The sequence below is a fragment of the Pseudomonas sp. S2_A05 genome (assembly GCF_054668485.1).
Genome location: NZ_CP162775.1, coordinates 1,794,174 through 1,812,722, shown reverse-complemented (window position 1 = coordinate 1,812,722; position 18,549 = coordinate 1,794,174). Strand labels below are relative to the sequence as shown.

Genomic DNA, 18,549 nt, shown 5'->3' with positions numbered 1-18,549 from the left:
ACCATAGATGTCGACTGAAACACCGCTTTCGCGAGCAGGCTCGCTCCCACATGGGATTGTGCAGCGCCTGAGAATTTGATCGTTCCCACGCTACCGCGTGGGAATGCATCCCGGGACGCTCTGCGTCCCATCCAAAGCCGAACGCGGAGCGTCCGTTGCGGCATTCCCACGCAGAGCGTGGGAACGATCATTACAAGAAGAGGTGTCGATATGCGTCTATTGAAATCCGTACTCCCGGTCGCGCTGAGCGTGCTGTTCAGTGCAGCAGCCCACGCCGAGCCCCAGGTCAGCGTCTACAACTGGACCGACTACATCGGCGAAACCACCCTCGCCGACTTCCAGAGCAAGACCGGGATCAAGGTGATCTACGACGTCTTCGACTCCAACGAAACCCTTGAAGGCAAACTCCTCGCCGGCCGCACCGGTTACGACGTGGTCGTGCCGTCCAACCATTTCCTCGCTCGCCAGGTAAAGGCCGGCGCGTTCATGAAGCTCGATCGTTCACAGTTATCAAACTGGAAGAACTTGGACCCGAAACTGCTTGAATTGCTAGAGAAAAATGATCCAGGCAATGCGCACTCGGTTCCCTATTTGTGGGGCACCAACGGCATCGGTTACAACGTCGACAAGGTCAAGCAAGTGCTCGGCATCGACCACATCGATTCCTGGGCCGTGTTGTTTGAACCGGAGAATCTGAAGAAGCTCAGCCAGTGCGGTGTGTCGATGATGGACTCCGCCGACGAAGTCTTCCCGGCCATCCTCAACTACATGGGCATGGATCCGCGCAGTGAAAACCCTGAAGACTACAAAAAGGCCGAAGCCAAGCTGCTGAGCATCCGTCCGTACATCACCTATTTCCATTCTTCCAAGTACGTGTCGGACCTGGCCAATGGTGACATCTGCGTCGCGTTCGGTTACTCCGGCGATGTGTTCCAGGCGGCCAACCGCGCCAAGGAAGCGAAGAACGGCGTCAATATCGCTTACGCCATTCCCAAGGAAGGCGCCAACCTGTGGTTTGATCTGCTGGCGATCCCAGCCGACGCGAGCAACGCCAAAGAGGCCCATGCCTTCATCAATTACCTGCTTGATCCGCAGGTGATCGCCAAGGTCAGCGCCACCGTCGGCTACGCCAACCCGAACCCGGCGGCCAAGCCGTTCATGGATCAGGAACTGGTCAACAATCCTGAGGTTTATCCGCCGCAGTCGGTGCTCGACAAACTCTACATTTCCTCGACCCCGCCCCAGGCGATCATGCGTCTGATGACCCGGTCGTGGAGCAAAGTGAAGTCGAACAAATGAATCAGCACAATTCACAGCACGCCCGCTCCTGGTACGCCGCTTCTGCGCGGGCGAGCACGCCCTACCCTGCGCTGGACGGAGATGTGCTTGCCGATGTCTGCGTAATCGGCGGCGGCTTCACTGGCGTCAATACCGCGATTGAGCTGGCGCAGCGCGGTTTGTCGGTGGTGTTGCTCGAGGCGCGACGTATCGGCTGGGGCGCCAGCGGCCGCAATGGCGGGCAGCTGATTCGCGGCATCGGCCATGAAGTCGAGGGTTTCGCGCGCTACGTTGGCCAGGACGGCGTGCATTATCTGCAGCGCGCCGGCATCGATTCGGTGGCGCTGGTGCGCCAGCGCATCACTGAAAACGCCATCGACTGTGATCTGCGCTGGGGCTTTTGCGAACTGGCCAACACCGCCGCGCAATTCGCCGCGTTCAAGCAGGAACAGGACAGCCTCGCCGAACTCGACTATGCCCACGCAACGAGGCTGGTCGGGCCGGAGCAGATCCGTGCGCAAGTGGTCGACGCCGGTGTGTACGCCGGCGGATTGATCGACATGGGTTCGGGCCATTTGCATCCGCTTGATCTGGTTCAGGGCGAAGCGCGTCTCGCCGCGTCGCTGGGCATACGGATCTTCGAGCAGAGTCCGGTCCTGGAAATCCTCCATGGCCCGACCGTCGAGGTGCGCTGCGCCACCGGTTCAGTACGCGCCGGCAGCCTGGTGCTTGGCTGCAACGCGCATCTGGATGACCTTGAGCCGAAACTCAGCGGCAAGGTTCTGCCCGCTGGCAGTTACATCATTGCCACCGAGCCGCTGGACGGAAGCCGTGCCGCGCAGTTGATTCCACAGAACCTGGCGCTGTGCGATCAGAAAGTCGGGCTCGATTATTACCGTCTCTCGGCGGATCGACGTCTGCTGTTCGGCGGTGCTTGTCATTACTCCGGGCGCGATCCGGCGGATATCGCCGCCTACATGCGACCGAAAATGCTCAAGGTGTTCCCGCAACTGGCCGACGTGCGCATCGACTACCAATGGGGCGGGAAGATCGGTATTACCGCCAATCGTTTCCCCCAGGTTGGCCGGCTCAAACAGCACCCGAACGTGTTTTACGCGCAGGGCTATTCCGGCCATGGCCTCAACGTCACCCATTGGTGCGCGAAATTGCTGGGCGAAGCCATTCACGCCGGGCATAGCCAGGGCATGGACGTGTTCAGCAGCGTGCCGCACATGACCTTCCCCGGCGGCCCGGCGTTGCGTTCGCCGTTGTTGGCGCTGGGCATGTTCTGGTATCGCCTGCGCGAAATGCTCGGTTAACAGGCGCTTACACTGATCGTTCCCACGCTCTGCGTGGGAATGCAGCCCGGGACGCTCCGCGTCCCAAACTCGATCAAAAGATCTCAGCCTTCGGCAGCTCCTGGACTGCAATCGCGTCCCACGCCAGCTATACACATTTGCTCTATCGCCAAGCACTTCTATATTGATGAAGTGCTTTTGCGTTCCTGACGCTCAGTGCCCGATTAATTGAGGAGGACATGGATGAAGTCGTCAGCCAGCGACGAGCCGCGAGCACCCGGTCAGGCGCCGGTCAAAACCCGCCGATTCGGTATCTCGCTGGTATGGATCGTGCCGATCGTGGCGGTGCTGGTGGGCATTTCGCTGGTGATTCACAACATCCTTCAAGAAGGCCCGGTCATCACCGTCACTTTCAAGACCGGTGATGGCCTGACCGCCAACAAGACCGAAGTCAGGTACCGCAACGTGGTCATCGGCCATGTCTCGGAGGTCGAACTGGCCAGCGACCATAGACACGTCAACGCCACGATCAAACTGGCCAAGCAAGCCGAAGCCTTCACCCGCGAGGACTCGCAATTCTGGGTGGTGCGACCGCGCATCGGTGCCGGCGGTGTCTCGGGCATCGATACGCTGCTGTCAGGCGACTATATCGGTGCCGACATCGGCCAGGCCAACACCCGGGCAAAAACCTTCAAAGGCCTGGAGAACCCGCCGCCGATCACCTACGGCGAGCCGGGCAAGCGCTTCACTCTGCACACCGCCGACCTCGGCTCGCTGGACATCGGTTCCCCCGTCTACTACCGCAAGATTCCCGTTGGCCAAGTCGTGTCCTACGCGCTGGACCCGGACGGCAAAGGCGTCAACATCGAAGTCTTCGTGCATTCGCCCAATGATGCCTACGTCACCGAAAACACCCGCTTCTGGAACGCCAGTGGCATCGACATCAATGTCGGCGCCAACGGCTTTGCGGTGAAAACCGAATCGCTGTCGACCCTGCTGGTGGGCGGCATCGCTTTTCGCGCCCCGGACTACAGCCCCAACGACACGCCGGCCAGCGACGACAAGAGTTTCGAGCTGTTCGCCAACCAGACCGCTGCCCTCGCCCCGCCTGACGGCAAGGCGCAGTATCTGGCGCTGCGGTTTGATCAGGCCTTGCGCGGGCTCAAGGTTGATGCGCCTGTGGAGTTTCTCGGTATCGAAATCGGCCGGGTGGTGGCGGTCAATCTCGACTTCGACGAGGTCAAGCGCACCTTTCCGGTGAATGTCGGCATCGTCATTTATCCGCAGCGACTCGGCCGTGCCCACGCGAAGATTCTCAAGACCTATCATGGCGACGAAAACGACGAGGCCACCGGCGCGCGCCTGATCGGCACGTTCATCGAAAACGGCCTGCGCGCCCAGGCCCGCAATGGCAACCTGCTCACCGGTCAGTTGTATATCTCGCTGGATTTCTACCCTAAAGCGCCGAAAGTCGCGTTCGACCCTACGGCGCGGCCGGTCACCATTCCGACCGTCCCCGGCAGCCTCGAACAGTTGCAGGAAAAACTCGAGGCGATGGTCAACAAGATCAACGCGCTGCCGGTGGAACGCATCGCCAGCAACCTCGACGGCAATCTGGTCGAGCTACGCAAAGGCCTGAAGCAGTTCAATGCCGTGACCCTGCCGAGCGTACAGAGCACCCTCGCCGACGTCAGCAAGACGTTGCAGTCCGCCAATTCGACTTTGGCCGAGGACTCACCGCAACGCGAGCAACTGACCGAGACTCTCGACGAGCTCGGACGCATGTCGCGCTCGTTGCGTGAATTGTCGGATTACCTCGGTCGCCACCCTGAGTCGCTGATTCGCGGGCGGCCGGACAACGCCGCGCCGCTGGACCTCAAAGGACCGCCACGCAATTGAGCACAGGAGCTGAATCCATGGCTTTACCGTTGAAGATCACCGTGCTCGCTGCGTTCGTGCTGCTGACCGCCTGCCGGAGCGACCCGATCAGCTTCCATACGCTGACCCCGGCGCAACCGGGTGTCAGTCGTAACGGCGCCGATATCGCCATCGAAAGCATCAGCGTGCCGCCGCAGGTCGATCGCGCGCAAATTGTCATCCGCCAAGGCAACAGCGGCGTGGCTATTCTGGAAACCGATTGGTGGAGCGCCACCCTTGCCGATGAGTTACGCGGTGCACTGGCTGATCAGCTGAGCAGCGGCGTCGGTCAGCAGCGAGCCTCCGTGCGCGTCGATGTACAGCGCTTCGATTCGATCCCCGGGCAGTACGCCTTGATCGACGTGAAATGGCGAGTGCGCCCGCTGGGTGCGACGGACGCCGCGCTGCTGAACTGTCGCTCGGTGTTGCAGACACCTTCGGGGCCGAGCATCGACGAACTGGTGACCGCGCAACAGAACAACATCAAACGCCTCGCTGCGCACATCGCGCAGGGTGCCAGCGGGTCGCGCTGCCCGCCGCAGACCTGACACCGTTTACAAATCGAAGCGATCCACCGCCCGCCGCCGCTCGTTGTCATCGCGCACGTCGTAGTTGGCGGTCGTCTGGATATTGCTGTGATGCGCAAGTTTCTGTGCGATCGACAGGTCGTGCTCTTCGATCACCCGAGTGATGAACGAACGCCGAAAATCATGGGGCATGATCTTCACCCCAACCTGCGTACCGCGCTGGCGGGCGATGTAGTAAATCGCGTGTTTGGTAATGCGCTCGCGAGTGATATGGCTGCCCCGGCGAATGCGGTTGAACAGAAACGCATCGTCGCTCTCACCTTCCTTGAGCTGTGAACGACGCAGTTCCAGCCAGGCATCGAGTTTGGCAAAGGCCCAGGCCGGCGCGTATTTGATCAACTGCTTGTTGCCCTTGCCAGTCACGGTCAGGCTGCGTTCGTGAAAGTCGACCTGGCTCAGATCCAGATCCACCGATTCCGACTTGCGCATGCCGGTGCCGTACAGCAGCGCAATCACCGCCGCATCACGCAAGCCCTGCGGGCGCGGGTCGGCAGCGCAGACTTCCATCAGTTCATGAATCAGCGTGCGCTTGAGGTTGCGCCCCTGGGACAGCCGCGTGCCGGCTATGCCCTTGACCGAACGCATCTTCAGCAGGTGATCCTGGCTGATCAGGCTCATGCGCCATGCTTCGTTCATCACCCCGCGTACGGCGTTCACGTACAGCGACGAGGTGTTCGGTGCATAACCATCGGCGCGCAAAGCGGCGACCAGCGCCACCACGTCTTCCGGTTGCAGGCCGTGCCAGGGGATTTCTTCGATATCGACGTCCTCGAAACCGAGGCGGTCAGCGGCGTCTTGCAGCACATAACGCATGGTCAACTGGCTGGAAGGTGCCAGTCGCGCCAGGTAAACGGTCAGCGGATTGTTGTTGGACGGTGCAGGTTGGGTACTCGACAAATCACTCAAACGAAACGGCCTTGAAATAAAAAACGATTCAACAAAAACAATAAATGCATGAAATGAAACGCAAAAAACGGCATGACTCGATGACAAGGGTTACCGCGAAAGGCCGACAACCTGCCGTTCGAGGCGGTAAAAGTCAATCGGGCATTCCCCGAACGGTCTGTTTGCTGATTCTTCAGCAGTAGGCGAACTGAAACATCGCGCTCTTATGTTCAGTGCAGGGAACTGCGAGCAGGAGTGCGGCATGAAGATCACGGTGTTTGGCAGTGGTTATGTCGGTCTGGTGCAGGCGGCGGTGCTGGCCGAGGTCGGTCACGAGGTCGTGTGCATGGATGTCGACGCGCAGAAGATCGAGCAATTGGGCCAGGGGCACGTCAGTATTTACGAGCCGGGGCTGGCCAGTCTGGTGCGTGAAGGCCTGGATTCGAAACGCCTGCAATTCACCACCGATGAGCGGTTTGCGGTGTTGCATGGGCGTGTGGCGTTCATCGCGGTGGGCACGCCGTCACGCGAGGACGGTTCGGCGGATCTGCGCTACGTCCTGTCGGTCGGCGACGCGATTGCCCGGCATCGCCAGCAGCCATTGATCGTGGTGGAAAAGTCCACGGTGCCGGTGGGCACGGGCGACGCTTTGCGCAGCCACATCGAAAAGGCCCTGATCAGGATTGGCCGCCTGCTGCAATTCGATATTGTCTCCAACCCGGAATTTCTCAAGGAAGGTTCAGCGGTTGCTGATTGCCGGCGACCGGATCGCATCGTCATTGGTTGCGAAGGCGCTGAAGTGCGCGATGTGATGCGCGATCTGTACGCGCCGTTCAACCGCAACCATGACCGCATCCTGTTCATGGACTTGCGCAGTGCCGAGCTGACCAAATACGCCGCCAACTGCATGCTGGCGACCAAGATCAGCTTCATCAACCAGATCGCCGAACTCGCCGAGCATCTAGCCGCAGATATCGAATCAGTGCGCCAGGGCATCGGTGCCGATACGCGGATTGGCTATCACTTTATCTACCCGGGTTGCGGCTACGGCGGTTCGTGTTTTCCCAAAGACATGCGCGCGTTGATTCACAGTGCCGAACAAGCGCACTGTTCCAGCGACTTGCTGCAAGCGGTCGAGGCGATCAACCAGCGCCAGAAGCACAAGCTGTTTGAGCGCATCAACGCGTTCTACCGGGGCGATTTGCGCGGCAAGACCTTTGCCCTGTGGGGCCTGGCGTTCAAGCCCAACACCGACGACATGCGCGACGCGCCGAGCCGGGTTCTGCTAGAAGATTTATGGGCTGCCGGGGCCAGCGTGCGCGCGTTTGATCCGGAGGCCATGGTCGAAACGCAAAAGCTCTATCCAGATGAGTCGAAGCTGATGTTGATGGGCACGCCGGAATCGGTACTGGCCGGCGCCGATGCGCTGATCATCTGCACCGAATGGCAACAGTTCAAGGCCCCGGATTTCGAGCTGATCAAACAGCGCCTCAATAGCCCGGTGATCTTCGACGGCCGTAACCTGTACGACGCCGAGCGCCTGACGCGCAATGGCTTTCAGTATTTCCCGATGGGGCGCGGTGAATCGTGCAAGTTGCCGATCACCTTGCGGCAGTGGCCCGCGGCTTCGGATGTGGCTTGAACTGGCCCTGTGGGAGTCATTGCAAATTGTGAGCTACACAGACCCTGTGGGAGCGAGCCTGCTCGCGAATACGGTATGTCAGCGACATAGCAGGTGACTGATCCGCCGCCTTCGCGAGCAGGCTCGCTCCCACAGGGAAATCATGTGCTCCGAGAGACGCTGGTGTATCAGCTTGACCGGTGGCGGCTGCCCAGAGAGGATGGCGTTCGCCCTAGGCAATCCGAATAAGGACATTCCCCCTCCCTTGGCCATCTATTCGCCGTTCATTCGCCGGCTGATGCTCAGCTCGCTGACCGTGGTCATCAGCCGCGCCCTGATCAGCCCGCTGCTGACGCTGTTCCTCAGCAACAAGCTTGGCCTCAATCCGCAGGATGTCGGCTTGCTGCTCGGCATCGCCGTGTTCAGCGCAACATTGCTGTCGCTGTACGGCGGTTACATCATCGACAAGCTGGACAAGCGCCAGTTGCTGGTCCTGGCCATGCTCTCCAGCGGTATCGGCCTGATTCTGCTGACCTTCGCGCAGAATCTGTATGTGGTCACCTTGGTGCTAATCATCAGCGAAACCGCGTCGGCGCTGTTCCTCATCGGCTCCAAGGCGACCCTCAGTGAACAGCTGCCGGTGGGCCAGCGGGTCAAGGCGTTTTCCCTCAATTACACGCTGACCAATATCGGCTACGCCGTCGGCCCGATGATTGGCGTGGTGATTGCCGGGGTGCAGCCGTCCGCGCCGTTCATCGTTGCCGGTGCGATCGCCATTGGCAGTATTTTTCTGCTGCTCGGCGCGACCAGGGATGCCAGTCCGATAACTTCCGGCAGTGCGCCGCAAAGTTTCCTCGACACGCTGATGATCCTGAAAAACGACCGCACCATGGTGCTGTTCACCCTCGGTTGCCTGCTCAGCACATTGGTGCACGGGCGCTTTACGCTGTACCTGTCGCAATACCTGCTGGTCACCCACACCCAGCAACAAACGCTCGACACCATGGCCGCCCTGCTCGCCTGCAACGCAATCACGGTGATCCTGCTGCAGTACCAGGTGGGTCGCTGGCTCAGTCGCGAACACCTGCGTCACTGGATTGCCGGCGGCACCGCGCTGTTCATCGTCGGGTTGATCGGTTTCAGTCTGGCGGACAGCCTGCTCGGCTGGTGCGTGGCGATGTTCATCTTCACCCTGGGCGAGATGATCATTTACCCCGCTGACTTCCTGTTCGTTGACACCCTCGCCCCGGAGGCACTGCGCGGCAGTTACTACGGCGCGCAGAACCTGTCAGCGCTTGGCGGGGCTGCCAGCCCGGTAATGTGCGGTTTTCTATTGATGCACACGCCTGCGCCAAGCATGTTCTACGCCTTGAGCGGCTTGGCGGCGCTGGGCGGTTATCTGTGCTTCGTCAGCGCTCGGCGCACCGCTTCAATGCAAAAATAGTGCACTAAAACTGCATTTATATGAATTTGTCAGCATCGATTTTGATCGGCAAACTACGCGCGTTCCTCCCCCAATGTTGGAACGCTTCTAGGGCTTTCCGGATTTGCCGGACAAGTCCTTTTTTTGCCCCGGATTTTGCACAGGATCAGTTCTACATGCTTGCTCGCTGGTTGCCCGCCGCCATCAACACTCGCCCCACCGAATGGAGCCGTGCCGCGATCGGCATGAGCCTGGGTACGCTGTTCAGCGTGTGGATGTGTGCGCAGGTATTCGGGCATGACGTTGCCTTTCACCTGATCGGCCCGCTGGGTGCTTCGGCGGTGCTGTTGTTCGCCGTGTCGTCCGGCGCTCTCGCCCAGCCATGGTCGATTCTGGGCGGGTACTTATGCGCCGGCGTGGTCGCTTTGCTTGTCGCCCATGTGCTCGGGCGAACGCTGGGCAGCGCCTGCCTCGCCGCCGGGATGGCGGCGATTCTGATGTGCTGGCTGCGTTGCCTGCATCCACCGGCCGGTGCCTTGGCATTGACGCTGGTACTGGCCGACCCTGCGACCATCGCCATGGACTGGAAAGCCATGGAGCCGGTGATGCTCGGCGCCCTGTGCATGCTCGCCAGCGCGCTGGCCTACAATAATCTGACCCGCATCCGCTACCCGAAACGCCCCGCCGATCCTGCGCCGCCCGTGGTCCCGGTCGACAGCCAGGCGATTACTGTCGAAGACCTGAAACTGGCGCTCGCCGACATGGAAGCCTTCATCGACGTCACCCCCGAAGACCTCGAACGCCTGATCCATGCCAGCGAGCTGCACGCCAAACGCCGCAGCATTACCGAAACCTTCCGATGATCGCCTTGTAGGAGCTGACGAGTGCAACGAGGCTGCGATCTTTTGATCTTGTTTCTTGAAATCCAGAGATCGCAGCCTCGTTGCACTCGTCAGCTCCTACGCGCACAGAAAGCGGCCCTGAGAGAAAAACGCAGATTCCCCCTGCACATATCCCCGTTGTACACGACAAATTTGCACTGTTACGATCCGCTAACGCCCCCACCCGGGCTTCTCGAATAAAGACAATAAAAGCAGGGAGTTACTGATGACAGCTCAGGCTTCATCCCGGCGGACCCCGTCCATGGATGCCATGCAAAACGACTTGCTGGCCGAGGTGCGCAACCATATCGGCCACCTGACCCTCAACCGCCCTGCGGGCCTCAATGCAATCACCCTCGACATGGTGCGTCTGCTGCAACAGCAGCTCGATGCCTGGGCGTCTGACGCCGATGTGCACGCCGTAGTGTTGCGCGGTGCCGGTGAAAAGGCTTTCTGCGCCGGCGGTGATATCCGTTCGCTGTACGACAGCTACAAAAGCGGCGACACGCTGCACGAAGATTTCTTCGTCGAGGAATACGCCCTCGACCTGACCATTCATCACTACCGCAAACCGGTGCTGGCCTTGATGGATGGTTTCGTCCTCGGCGGTGGCATGGGCCTGGTGCAAGGCGCCGATCTGCGCGTGGTCACCGAAAAGAGCCGTCTGGCGATGCCGGAAGTGGCCATCGGCTATTTTCCCGATGTCGGCGGCAGCTACTTCCTGCCGCGCATTCCCGGTGAGCTGGGGATTTATCTGGGCGTCAGCGGCGTGCAGATTCGCGCGGCCGATGCGCTGTACTGCGGCCTCGCCGACTGGTACCTGGACAGCAGCAAACTGGCCCTGCTCGATGAGAAACTCGATCAGATGGAATGGCAGGACACGCCGCTCAAGTCGCTGCAGAATCTGCTGGCCAAGCATGCCGTGCAAACCCTGTCGGATGCGCCACTCGAGGCGCTGCGTCCGGCCATCGACCACTTCTTCGCCCTGCCCGATGTGCCGAGCATGATCGAGCAATTGCGCGCCGTCACCGTTGCCGACAGCCACGAATGGGCGCTCACCACGGCAGATCTGCTGGAAACCCGCTCGCCGCTGGCCATGGCCGTGACCCTGGAAATGCTCCGTCGTGGCAGGCACCTGAGTCTGGAGAATTGCTTTGCTCTGGAGCTGCATCTGGATCGCCAGTGGTTTGCCCGTGGCGACCTGATCGAGGGCGTTCGCGCCCTGTTGATCGACAAGGACAAGTCACCGCGCTGGAACCCGCCGACCGTCGCTGAGCTGGACGCTGCGCAGGTCGCAAGTTTCTTCCATGGTTTTGATGAGAGCGGGAGCTGGAGCCATGCACGATCTCGAACTGACTGAAGAACAAGTGATGATCCGCGACATGGCCCGGGACTTTGCCCGTGGCGAAATCGCCCCGCACGCCCAGGCCTGGGAAAAGGCCGGCTGGATCGACGATGCTCTGGTGGCGAAGATGGGTGAGCTGGGCTTGCTCGGCATGGTCGTACCTGAGGAATGGGGCGGCACTTACGTCGATTACGTCGCCTATGCGCTGGCCGTTGAGGAAATCTCCGCCGGCGATGGCGCCACCGGTGCGTTCATGAGCATCCACAACTCGGTCGGCTGCGGCCCGGTGCTCAACTACGGCAGCAATGAGCAGAAACAAACCTGGCTCGCCGATCTGGCCAGTGGGCAAACCATCGGTTGCTTCTGTCTGACCGAACCGCAGGCCGGTTCCGAAGCGCACAACCTGCGCACCCGCGCCGAACTGCGCGACGGCCAATGGGTGATCAACGGTGCCAAGCAATTCGTCAGCAACGGCAAACGGGCAAAACTGGCGATCGTCTTCGCGGTAACCGATCCGGATCTCGGCAAAAAAGGCCTGTCAGCGTTTCTGGTGCCGACCGACACACCGGGTTTCATCGTCGATCGCACCGAACACAAGATGGGCATCCGCGCCTCCGACACCTGCGCGGTGACGCTGAACAACTGCAGCATCCCCGAGGCCAATCTGCTCGGCGAGCGTGGCAAGGGCCTGGCGATTGCCCTGTCCAACCTTGAAGGCGGACGCATCGGCATCGCCGCGCAGGCATTGGGCATTGCCCGGGCGGCTTTTGAAGCGGCGCTGGCATATTCGAAGGAACGCGTGCAATTCGACAAGCCGATCATCGAGCACCAGAGCATCGCCAATCTGCTGGCTGACATGCACATGCAGATCAACGCCGCACGGTTGCTGATCCTCCATGCAGCGCGGCTGCGCACGGCGGGTAAACCATGCTTGTCCGAGGCTTCGCAGGCCAAGCTGTTCGCATCGGAAATGGCCGAGAAGGTGTGCTCGTCGGCGATCCAGATTCATGGCGGCTATGGCTATCTGGAGGACTACCCGGTCGAGAAGTACTACCGCGATGCGCGGATTACCCAGATCTATGAAGGGTCGAGCGAGATACAGCGGATGGTGATTGCGCGGGATTTGAAGAACTATCAGTTGTAATGGCGTTGGCCCTTCCCCTCACCCCAGCCCTCTCCCCAGGGAGAGGGGAGCCGACCGAGTCGGTTACGGATTCAGCGGCAACCTTTCAGGTCGGCGTAATTCGCCCATATCACGCGGTCAGTCCCCTCTCCCTGGGGAGAGGGCTAGGGGTGAGGGGGCATTTGAAGGTCACACACTATTTGCCTTGGAATTCAGCCTGACGCTTGGCAATAAACGCCGCCATCCCTTCCTTCTGATCCTGCGTCGCAAACGCTGCATGAAACACCCGCCGCTCGAAACGCACGCCCTCGGTCAGGTTGACCTCGAACGCGCGGTTGACGCTCTCCTTGATCATCATCGCAATCGGCAATGACTTGCCGGCGATCACCGCCGCGACTTTCAGCGCCTCATCAAGCAACTCATCGCTCGGCACGATGCGCGCGACGATGCCGCAACGCTCGGCTTCCACCGCGTCGATCATGCGCCCGCTCAGGCACATTTCCATGGCTTTGGCTTTGCCCACGGCGCGGGTCAGGCGCTGGGTGCCGCCCATGCCCGGCAGCACGCCGAGGTTGATTTCCGGCTGGCCGAATTTGGCGTTGTCACCAGCCAGGATGAAGTCGCACATCAGCGCCAGTTCACAACCGCCGCCGAGGGCAAAACCATTGACCGCGGCGATAATCGGCTTGCGCCGGTTGGCCACGCGATCGCTGTCGCTGAACAGATCGTCCATGTAGATCTGCGGATAGGTCAGCTCGGCCATTTCCTTGATGTCGGCGCCGGCGGCAAAAGCTTTTTTCGAACCGGTGAGGACGATGCAGCCAATATGCGCATCGGCTTCCAGCGTATCGAGCGCGTGGTTCACTTCGCTGACCAGTTGCGCGTTCAGCGCGTTCAGTGCCTGCGGCCGGTTGAGGGTGATCAGGCCGACGCGGTCGCGGGTTTCCAGCAGAATCGTTTCGTAAGTCATGAATAAAATTCCTTGTCAGAGATTGCGCGAAATGACCATGCGCTGAATGTCGCTGGTGCCTTCGTAGATCTGGCAGACGCGCACGTCGCGGTAGATGCGTTCCAGCGGAAAGTCGTTGAGGTAACCGTAACCGCCGAGGGTTTGCAAGGCCATGGAACAGACCTTCTCGGCCATTTCCGAAGCGAACAGCTTGGCCATCGACGCTTCGACCAGCGCCGGTTGGCCGCTGTCACGCAAGGCCGCGGCGTAATGCACCATTTGCCGGGCGACGGCAATTTGCGTGGCCATGTCCGCCAGGCGGAACGCCACGGCTTGATGCTCGATGATCGGCTTGCCGAAGGTGTCACGCTCACGGGCATAGTCGCGGGCAGCTTCGAACGCAGCGCGGGCCATGCCGACAGCTTGCGAGGCGATACCGACGCGGCCGCCTTCGAGGTTGGCCAGGGCGATCTTGTAGCCTTCGCCCTCCTCGCCGAGGCGGTTGGCGACCGGCACTTTCACATCTTCAAAAAGAATCTGGCAGGTGTCGGACGCGTGCTGGCCGAGTTTGTCTTCGACCCGCGCGACTTTGTAGCCCGGCGAGTCGGTCGGCACGATAAACGCGCTGATCCCGCGTTTGCCGGCGCTCGGGTCGGTCACGGCAAACACGATCACGATGCCGGCGTTCTGCCCGGAGGTGATGAACTGTTTGCAGCCGTTGAGCACGTAGTGATCGCCGTCCAGCCGCGCGCGGGTTTTCAGGCTGCTGGCATCGGAACCAGCCTGGGGTTCGGTGAGGGCGAAGGCGCCGAGCATGGCGCCGCTGGCCAGCGGTTTGAGGAAGCGCTCGCGCTGATCGTCATTGCCGAACTTGAGAATCGGCACGCAGCCGACCGAGTTGTGCACGCTCATGATCGTCGAGCAGGCACCGTCGCCTGCGGCGATTTCTTCCAAAGCCATGGCGTACGCGAGGTAGCCTGTGTCACAGCCGCCCCACTGCTCCGGCACGAGCATGCCGAAGAAGCCCAGCTCAGCCATCTCGGCGATGGCTTCCTTGGGGAAACGGTGCTCGCGATCCCACTCGGCGGCGAACGGCTTGAGCCGCTCCACGGCAAACTGCCGGGCCATGTCGCGGATCTGGGTCTGGTCTTCGTTGGGGATCATGGTGAGTCCTTGAAATCTGAGTACGACATTGAACCCTGTGGGAGCGAGCCTGCTCGCGAAAGCGGTGTATCAGTCACGCATGTGCCGGCTGAAACGACGTCTTCGCGAGCAGGCTCGCTCCCACAGTTGATCGGCGATGCCTTCAGTAAACGCATTCCACGGCCATGGCCGTGGCTTCGCCGCCGCCAATGCAGATCGCTGCAATGCCGCGCTTGAGCTGTTTCTGCCGCAGTGCCGCGAGCAACGTCACCAGAATCCTCGCTCCCGAGGCGCCGATCGGATGGCCCAGCGCGCAGGCGCCGCCATGCACATTGAGCTTGTCGTGGGGAATCTCCAGGTGCGTCATCGCCGCCATGCCGACAACGGCAAACGCCTCGTTCACTTCAAACAGATCCACTTGATCCAGCGCCCAACCGGTCTTGTTCACCAGTTTCTTGATCGCGCCAATCGGTGCGGTGGGAAACAGGCCGGGGTATCAGCGAACGCAGCATGCCCATGAATCACCGCCAGCGGCTTGAGGCCCAGTTGCTGCGCGTGGGACTGGCGCATCAGCACCAGCGCCGCCGCGCCGTCGGAAATCGAGCTGGAGTTGGCTGCGGTGACCGTGCCGCCCTCGCGGAACGCCGGTTTCAGCGAGGCAACCTTGTCGAGTTTGGCTTTTGGCGGTTGCTCATCGTTGCTGATCACCACCTGCTCTTTACCGACAGTCACAGTCAGCGGGACGATTTCGTCCTTGAAGCTGCCGTCCTGGATCGCCTGTTGTGCGCGGGTGGTCGAGGTAATGGCGAAGGCATCCTGCGCTTCGCGGCTGAAGCTGTTGGCCTCGGCGCAATCCTCGGCGAAGGTGCCCATCAGGCGCCCCTTGTCGTAGGCGTCTTCGAGGCCGTCGAGGAACATCGAATCAAGCACGCGGCCGTGGCCCATGCGATAGCCGGCGCGGGCACGATCAAGCAGGTACGGCGAGTTGGACATGCTTTCCATGCCGCCGGCGATCACCACGTCGGCACTGCCGGCAAGCAGCATGTCGTGAGCCATGATGGCGGTCTGCATGCCCGAGCCGCACATCTTGTTCACCGTGGTGCAGCGCGTCGATTTATCCAGCCCGGCGCCCAGCGCAGCCTGACGTGCCGGCGCCTGACCGAGGCCGGCGGGCAGTACGCACCCAAACAGCACTTCATCAACCGCGTCGCTGGCGACACCGGCGCGTTCGACCGCAGCCTTGATCGCCGCCGCGCCGAGTTGCGGTGCGGTAAGGCTTTTCAACTCGCCCTGAAAACCGCCCATCGGTGTGCGGACAGCGCTGACGATAACAATCGGATCATTGGACATAGTCATGACTAATCCTCCTTACTTGGCGGCCATGCGCAAGGCGCCGTCGAGACGGATCACCTCGCCGTTGAGCATGCTGTTTTCGATGATGTGGCGCACCAGCGCGGCGTATTCGGCAGGCTTGCCCAGACGCGGCGGGAATGGCACACCTGCGGCCAGCGAATCGCGCACTTCCGGGGTCATGCCGGCCATCATCGGCGTTTCGAAAATGCCCGGTGCGATGGTCATCACGCGGATGCCGAAGCGCGCCAGCTCGCGGGCGGCTGGCAGGGTCAGGCTGGCGATCGCGCCTTTCGACGCCGAGTACGCAGCCTGGCCAATCTGGCCGTCGAACGCTGCGACCGAGGCGGTGTTGATGATCACTCCACGCTCGCCGTCAGCATTGGCTTCGCTCTCGGCGATCGCCGCCGCAGCCAGGCGCAGCATGTTGAAACTGCCGATCAGGTTGACGTTGATCACTTGCGCAAAACTGCTCAGGGCGTGCGGGCCGTTCTTGCCGAGAATTTTCTCGCCGCGAACGATGCCGGCGCAGTTGATCAGGCCGTTGAGGCTGCCAAATGCGGCAACGGTCGCCTGCACAGCGGCTTCGGCGGCGGCTTCATTGCTGATGTCGGCAACCACGCTTTGCGCACCCAGGCGCTGCGCCTGAGCGGCGACGGCTTCGGCGTTCATGTCGACCAGCATGACTTTGGCGCCGGCACTGACCAGCAATTCCGCGCTCGCGGCACCGAGGCCTGACGCGCCGCCGGTGACGATAAAAACCTTGTTCTCGATCTGCATGACGGTGTTCCCTTGGATTCAAGCTGAAACTCTGTGCGCCGCGGCCTCTTGAGCCTTGGCGATTTCCTGGTTGCGCAAGATAAAGCGCTGCAATTTGCCACTCGGGGTTTTGGGCAATTCGCTGACAAATTCGATTTCACGCGGGTACGAATGCGCGGCCAGACGCTTGCGCACGTGTTGGCGCAGCTCCTCGGCCAACTCCGGCGCGGCACGGTACTGCGCGCTCAGCACGACAAAGGCTTTGACCAGTTCGGTGCGTTCCGGGTCGGGTTTGCCGACGACCGCCGCCTCGACCACGGCCGGGTGTTCGATCAGGGCACTTTCCACGTCGAACGGGCCGACGCGGTAGCCCGAAGTGGTGATCACATCATCACTGCGGCCGACGAAGCTGATGCTGCCGTCCGGGTTCCACTCCACGGTGTCGCCGCTTAGATAGTAGTTGCCGACAAAGGCCTTGGTCGGCGCGCCTTCGTAGCCACCGAACCAGCACATCGGCGACTGCGGGCGGTCGATGGCAAGAATGCCCGGCTGACCGACGCCGAGTTCGTTGCACTGCTCATCGAGCACGACGATGCGATGGCCCGGCGAAGCGAAACCAGCGGCGCCGACATGCACCGGGTGCTCAAGGCCGTGATGATTGCACAGCACCATGCCCAGTTCGGTCTGGCCGTAGTGGTCGTGGATGACCACGTCGAGGTTATCGGCGAACCAGCGGATCACTTCCGGGTTCAGCGGCTCACCGGCGCTGCTGACGATGCGCAGTTTGCCCTTGATCGATCTGGCGAACTCCTCGCCACCGGCAATCAGCAAACGATAGGCAGTGGGCGAGCCGGTGAGATTGGTAATGCCGTATTTGTTGATCACCCGGCAGGTGCTTTCGAGGGTGAACGGGCCATCATAGAAGGTAATCGGGTGCCCCAGCGCCAATGGCCCGGTGACGCCGAAATAGATGCCATAGGCCCAGCCCGGATCGGCGACGTTCCAGAACGCGTCTTCGGGACGCAGGTCCACCGCATCGCGGGTGTAGCTCTGGAAAGCGACGATGGCTTTGAGCGGCACCGCCAAGGCTTTCGCAGGGCCAGTGGTGCCCGAGGTGAACATCAGCAGGAACGGGTCTTCGCCGGTCAGCAATACCGGTTCGCAAACATTGGAGTGGTTGGCCAGCTCAGCCCAGAAACTGAAATCACCACGAACAATGCCCTGACCTTTGGCGCCGGCCACGGTGACGATGGTCGGGCATGCGCTGACTTCATTGAGCTTGGGCCGGTTGACCGCGTCGGTGACCACGATTTTAGCCCCCGAGCTGTTCAGGCGGTGCTCTAGCGCTTTCGGCCCGAATGCGGTGAATAGCGGCTGATACACCGCGCCGATGCGCCAGGTGGCGAGCACGGTGATGAGCAATTCGACGTTGCGTGGCAGCAGGCCAGCGACTTTATCGCCCTTCTGCACGCCCTGGGCGAGGAGGAAATTGGCGAAACGCGCGGCTTTGTCTTGCAGATCAGTGAAGGTGTAAGTCGCACTTGAGCCGTCGCGACCTTCCCAGAACAACGCAATGCGCCCGGGCAAGGCATGGCGGTCGCAACATTCAACGCAGGCGTTGAGTGCCGCCAGCGTGCCGCTGAGCGACGCATCGACGGTGTGCTGATAGTTGAACTGTTCGGTGGCAGACAAGTAATCGCGCATTGCCAGAATCCCTCGGTGTTTTTATTAGGCTGGGAACCGTAAACAACACAAGGATAGTCGCGCCGCGCGGGCCTTGGGGCAATGGTCAAAGCTATCAACGTGGTTGACTGGTTTGGCCAAGAGGTTGCGGCCGCATGCCCTGTAGGAGCTGACGAGTGCAACGAGGCTGCGATCTTTTGATCTTGATTTTTACCATCAAGTACAAGATCAAAAGATCGCAGCCTTCGGCAGCTCCTACAGGGGAACGCATTTCCAAAATGAGGGAGCGAGCCTGCTCGCGAAGGCG

At 61.1% G+C, this 18,549-nt stretch carries 14 protein-coding genes and 1 pseudogene; 9 read left to right on the top strand and 6 right to left on the bottom strand.

The window, feature by feature from the left end:
* The first annotated feature begins 210 nt into the window (after positions 1-210).
* From AB4O12_RS08415 to AB4O12_RS08400, 4 genes are all read left to right on the top strand, one after another.
* The gene (locus AB4O12_RS08415) at positions 211-1,299 is read left to right on the top strand and encodes a polyamine ABC transporter substrate-binding protein (protein WP_252884215.1); all 1,089 of its coding nucleotides are present in this window, start codon (positions 211-213) and stop codon (positions 1,297-1,299) included.
* On the top strand, positions 1,296-2,597 hold the full coding sequence (locus AB4O12_RS08410) for an NAD(P)/FAD-dependent oxidoreductase (RefSeq protein WP_460061351.1): 1,302 nt from the start codon (positions 1,296-1,298) through the stop codon (positions 2,595-2,597). The genes AB4O12_RS08415 and AB4O12_RS08410 overlap by 4 nt, the downstream gene beginning before the upstream one ends.
* A gap of 222 nt (positions 2,598-2,819) precedes the next feature.
* Entirely contained in the window at positions 2,820-4,475 is a 1,656-nt protein-coding gene (locus AB4O12_RS08405) for a PqiB family protein (RefSeq protein ID WP_460061348.1), read from the top strand.
* Between the two features lie 17 nt (positions 4,476-4,492).
* Entirely contained in the window at positions 4,493-5,041 is a 549-nt protein-coding gene (locus tag AB4O12_RS08400; RefSeq protein WP_460061346.1) for a PqiC family protein, read from the top strand.
* Between the two features lie 6 nt (positions 5,042-5,047).
* On the opposite strand, the gene AB4O12_RS08395 is transcribed toward AB4O12_RS08400, so the two are convergent.
* Positions 5,048-5,986 carry a site-specific integrase gene (locus AB4O12_RS08395; protein WP_305965242.1) on the bottom strand — a complete coding sequence of 313 codons (939 nt, stop codon included), beginning with the start codon at positions 5,984-5,986 and terminating at the stop codon, positions 5,048-5,050.
* Between the two features lie 241 nt (positions 5,987-6,227).
* Here AB4O12_RS08395 and AB4O12_RS08390 point away from each other — a divergent pair, with 241 nt between their 5' ends.
* From AB4O12_RS08390 to AB4O12_RS08370, 5 genes are all read left to right on the top strand, one after another.
* Positions 6,228-7,607 carry a UDP-glucose dehydrogenase family protein gene (locus AB4O12_RS08390; RefSeq protein ID WP_460061343.1) on the top strand — a complete coding sequence of 460 codons (1,380 nt, stop codon included), beginning with the start codon at positions 6,228-6,230 and terminating at the stop codon, positions 7,605-7,607.
* 244 nt (positions 7,608-7,851) lie between these two features.
* Positions 7,852-9,030 carry an MFS transporter gene (locus AB4O12_RS08385; RefSeq protein WP_460061341.1) on the top strand — a complete coding sequence of 393 codons (1,179 nt, stop codon included), beginning with the start codon at positions 7,852-7,854 and terminating at the stop codon, positions 9,028-9,030.
* Between the two features lie 155 nt (positions 9,031-9,185).
* On the top strand, positions 9,186-9,872 hold the full coding sequence (locus tag AB4O12_RS08380) for an HPP family protein (RefSeq protein ID WP_460061338.1): 687 nt from the start codon (positions 9,186-9,188) through the stop codon (positions 9,870-9,872).
* A gap of 244 nt (positions 9,873-10,116) precedes the next feature.
* Positions 10,117-11,250 carry an enoyl-CoA hydratase/isomerase family protein gene (locus tag AB4O12_RS08375; protein ID WP_460061336.1) on the top strand — a complete coding sequence of 378 codons (1,134 nt, stop codon included), beginning with the start codon at positions 10,117-10,119 and terminating at the stop codon, positions 11,248-11,250.
* A complete protein-coding gene (locus tag AB4O12_RS08370) occupies positions 11,228-12,379 on the top strand; it encodes an acyl-CoA dehydrogenase family protein (protein WP_460061334.1) in 1,152 nt (383 codons plus the stop codon). The genes AB4O12_RS08375 and AB4O12_RS08370 overlap by 23 nt, the downstream gene beginning before the upstream one ends.
* 175 nt (positions 12,380-12,554) lie before the next feature.
* Here AB4O12_RS08370 and AB4O12_RS08365 read toward each other — a convergent pair whose 3' ends face one another.
* The 5 genes and pseudogenes from AB4O12_RS08365 to AB4O12_RS08345 form a co-directional block, all read right to left on the bottom strand.
* The gene (locus AB4O12_RS08365) at positions 12,555-13,328 is read right to left on the bottom strand and encodes an enoyl-CoA hydratase (protein ID WP_460061332.1); all 774 of its coding nucleotides are present in this window, start codon (positions 13,326-13,328) and stop codon (positions 12,555-12,557) included.
* A 15-nt stretch (positions 13,329-13,343) separates the two neighbouring features.
* Complete coding sequence (locus AB4O12_RS08360) at positions 13,344-14,471, bottom strand: acyl-CoA dehydrogenase (RefSeq protein WP_460061330.1); 1,128 nt, start codon at positions 14,469-14,471, stop codon at positions 13,344-13,346.
* Positions 14,472-14,613: 142 nt separating this feature from the next.
* Positions 14,614-15,806: pseudogene (locus tag AB4O12_RS08355) on the bottom strand (acetyl-CoA C-acyltransferase).
* 12 nt (positions 15,807-15,818) lie between these two features.
* Positions 15,819-16,580 carry an SDR family NAD(P)-dependent oxidoreductase gene (locus AB4O12_RS08350; protein WP_041480381.1) on the bottom strand — a complete coding sequence of 254 codons (762 nt, stop codon included), beginning with the start codon at positions 16,578-16,580 and terminating at the stop codon, positions 15,819-15,821.
* 18 nt (positions 16,581-16,598) lie between these two features.
* The gene (locus AB4O12_RS08345; RefSeq protein ID WP_460061327.1) at positions 16,599-18,263 is read right to left on the bottom strand and encodes an AMP-binding protein; all 1,665 of its coding nucleotides are present in this window, start codon (positions 18,261-18,263) and stop codon (positions 16,599-16,601) included.
* Positions 18,264-18,549 lie beyond the last annotated feature (286 nt).

Excerpts from the sequence above, each read along its gene's own strand:
- AB4O12_RS08415 (WP_252884215.1), top strand. The coding sequence starts at position 211 with ATGCGTCTATTGAAATCCGTACTCCCGGTCGCGCTGAGCGTGCTGTTC.
- AB4O12_RS08410 (WP_460061351.1), top strand. The coding sequence starts at position 1,296 with ATGAATCAGCACAATTCACAGCACGCCCGCTCCTGGTACGCCGCTTCT.
- AB4O12_RS08405 (WP_460061348.1), top strand. The coding sequence starts at position 2,820 with ATGAAGTCGTCAGCCAGCGACGAGCCGCGAGCACCCGGTCAGGCGCCG.
- AB4O12_RS08400 (WP_460061346.1), top strand. The coding sequence starts at position 4,493 with ATGGCTTTACCGTTGAAGATCACCGTGCTCGCTGCGTTCGTGCTGCTG.
- AB4O12_RS08390 (WP_460061343.1), top strand. The coding sequence starts at position 6,228 with ATGAAGATCACGGTGTTTGGCAGTGGTTATGTCGGTCTGGTGCAGGCG.
- AB4O12_RS08380 (WP_460061338.1), top strand. The coding sequence starts at position 9,186 with ATGCTTGCTCGCTGGTTGCCCGCCGCCATCAACACTCGCCCCACCGAA.
- AB4O12_RS08375 (WP_460061336.1), top strand. The coding sequence starts at position 10,117 with ATGACAGCTCAGGCTTCATCCCGGCGGACCCCGTCCATGGATGCCATG.
- AB4O12_RS08370 (WP_460061334.1), top strand. The coding sequence starts at position 11,228 with ATGCACGATCTCGAACTGACTGAAGAACAAGTGATGATCCGCGACATG.
- AB4O12_RS08365 (WP_460061332.1), bottom strand. The coding sequence starts at position 13,328 with ATGACTTACGAAACGATTCTGCTGGAAACCCGCGACCGCGTCGGCCTG.
- AB4O12_RS08360 (WP_460061330.1), bottom strand. The coding sequence starts at position 14,471 with ATGATCCCCAACGAAGACCAGACCCAGATCCGCGACATGGCCCGGCAG.
- AB4O12_RS08350 (WP_041480381.1), bottom strand. The coding sequence starts at position 16,580 with ATGCAGATCGAGAACAAGGTTTTTATCGTCACCGGCGGCGCGTCAGGC.
- AB4O12_RS08345 (WP_460061327.1), bottom strand. The coding sequence starts at position 18,263 with ATGCGCGATTACTTGTCTGCCACCGAACAGTTCAACTATCAGCACACC.